Here is a 2,510-nt window from a genome sequence, read left to right on the forward strand (position 1 = left end):
CGCCCGGGGCCCCGCGGCCCGGGGCCGGGCCGCGGGCGCGTTCGTGACGCGGGAGCGGCAGCCGCTACGTCATCGCCCGCCGCTTCGGCAGGGGCTCCTGGCGGAGGATCTCCTGGAACCGGGCGCGCAGGGCGTATCCGGGTTCCAGGCCGAGCCCCTGGGAGAGCCGCTGCCGGGTGCGGTGGTAGGCGTCGAGCGCCTCGGCCTGCCGGCCCGAGCTGTACAGGGCGGTGATGAGCTGTTCGCAGAAGCGCTCGCGCAGCGGGTACTGGGCGTGCAGCTGCTCCAGTTCGGTGATCACGCTGCGGTGCATGCCCAGGGTGAACCGGGCTTCGAAGAGCTGCTCGTACGCCGTCAGCCGGGTCTCGGTGAAACGGGTGGAGGCGATCCGGCACAGCATGCCGTGGCCGGTGTCGAGCAGTGCGGGGCCCCGCCACAGCGCGAGCCCCTCGGTGAGCAGCGCGACCGCGCCGGCGGGATCGGAATCCTGGAGGAGCTCGGCCCGGCGGACGAGGTCGCAGAAGCGCAGGGCGTCGATCCGAAGGTCGGGGATCGAGAGTACGTAGCCGAAGTTCGAGGTACCGATCAGGTCCCGTCGGCTGCCCATCCCGGTGCGCGCGGCGATGATTCGGCGTAATCGTGCCATATGACCGTGCAGGGAATTCTCTGCGTCGCGTGGAGGGTTTTCTCCCCAGAGTTCGTCGATGAGATCGTTGCGCGAGACGGGACGGCCCGGAGTCAGGGCGAGGGTCGCGACGATGGCGCGCAATTTTTCGCCCGGAATTTTCAGAGATATATGCTCGTCGGTCATCTCCAACGAGCCCAGCAGATGGATCTCCATTTTCACTCCCACGTCTGAGCACTCAGTGCAGACACACCACAGGGACGGGACAGTAGTGTTCCGTCGGGGTTAGGAATGCAGGGGAAGATCGGCACCGCGCCCGCGGCACCGAACCATCGACCGATCAGCCGCACCGGCTCCGGGATCTTCGTCCGGAGATCAGGCGTGCGGGAATCGGATCGATTGAGGAAATGGGTCGGCATCCATCACAGCGGACGGCCTCGTGGGGCGTCCTGATCAATGACTCTTGCCTTGCCCCGTGAGGCACTTTCCGCACCACCGCGAGCGGTAGCGACTTCCCCCGTGTCAACCATGGCTCGAACATTAATTCTCGTGCCCTGGGACGGTCAACACGTTAGGGCGGCGTCGGCGAGTCGGCCAATCCGCCGACTCCACGGACTGGCTGATTCCGTTAGAGGTCAACCAGCAGTAAAGAGCCCTGGCGGCATCGGCATGGCGCTTTCGAACGGGGTGCCGTGGGGCGCTCACCTGCCGCACAGCACGTGACACGCCTCACTTCACACAAAAGCAGATCATGAAGCATGCCTGTTCAGGCTTGAACTTTCGATGCCGAAAACAGGGGGCCGCGGCCGTGCGACGCGCCGGTACCGGCCACCCGTCCGCGGCGGTCGGGACCGGTGGTCCGGCGACCCGACCCGACCGATTCACGTACGTGGAGAACACCGTGCCGTTCCGGACGCGGCGCGGCCGGCCGGCCCCCCGTGCGGCTCACGCGGCCGCGCTGTCGGACTCCATGGTCATCCGGGCCACGTGGAGCGCCAGATAGGAGACCTCGTCCTCGCTCAGCTGCCGTCCCAGCCGCAGTTCGACGATCGTCGCCAGCTGCTGCGCCGTCCGGGTCGCCTCCGGGTAGTACTGGCGGATGCCCACGCCGATCGTGGACTCGTGGCCCTTGAGCTGCCGGTGCTGCTGGACCCGTACGAAGAGGTAGCGCACATGGGTGATGAACCGCGCCACGCTCATCGACTCGTGGGAGACGTCCAGCCCGTACCGCTCCCGTATGACGGCGAGCATCTGCTGGATGACCCCGGTCATCGTGTACGTGAAGGACAGATCGCCGGAGACGAAGCCCGCGTTGACCAGGTGCAGGGCGAGCGGGGTCGCCTCGGAGGCCTCCAGCTGCGGGCTCACGTGCTCGTTGATGGCCTGGAGCAGGAGCTGCGCCTGGGCGTACTCGGTGGCGTACAGGGTCTGGACCTCGGCGCGCAGCGGGTACTCGATGACGATGCCCCGCGCGGCCCGGTCCAGCGCGCCGGCGACGTGGTCGGCGACCGCGATGGCGAGGGTGGGACGGGTGGACTCGCGCCCCTCGATGCCGACGTCGCCGAGCGCGGTCACGACGGCCTCCAGCACCTCCTCGCTGATGAGGGCGAGTGCCTCCGCCAGACGGTCGGGGTCGGCGCCGGGGCCGGGTCCGTCGGCGGGGACGAAGACGCGCTCGATCAGCGACTGGTCGACGGGCTTGCCCTGCTGGGAGCCGAAGCCGATGCCTCGCCCGGTGAGAATGACCGGGCGGCCCTTCTCGTCGCGCGAGAGGACCACGTTGTTGTTGAGGACACGCAGAGCCTTCACTCCAGGCCCTCCTTTCCGCCCGTTCCCCATCCTCCAGGATCGACGCGGCGCGCGCACGGCTCCCCTGCGGGAGACG

Annotated in this window: 2 protein-coding genes; both read right to left on the bottom strand. The window is 68.4% G+C overall.

Going from position 1 to position 2,510, the window contains the following annotated elements; all coding sequences use genetic code 11:
* Positions 1 to 64: 64 nt before the first annotated feature.
* Positions 65 to 841 (bottom strand): BTAD domain-containing putative transcriptional regulator, encoded by a 777-nt coding sequence (locus tag ACFWI4_RS41065; protein ID WP_387206822.1) that lies wholly within the window; start codon positions 839 to 841, stop codon positions 65 to 67.
* Positions 842 to 1,570: 729 nt separating this feature from the next.
* Positions 1,571 to 2,434 carry a PRD domain-containing protein gene (locus tag ACFWI4_RS41070; RefSeq protein WP_387206824.1) on the bottom strand — a complete coding sequence of 288 codons (864 nt, stop codon included), beginning with the start codon at positions 2,432 to 2,434 and terminating at the stop codon, positions 1,571 to 1,573.
* Positions 2,435 to 2,510: the final 76 nt, after the last annotated feature.

Source organism: Streptomyces sp. NPDC127038, assembly GCF_042725875.1.
Classification (GTDB): domain Bacteria; phylum Actinomycetota; class Actinomycetes; order Streptomycetales; family Streptomycetaceae; genus Streptomyces.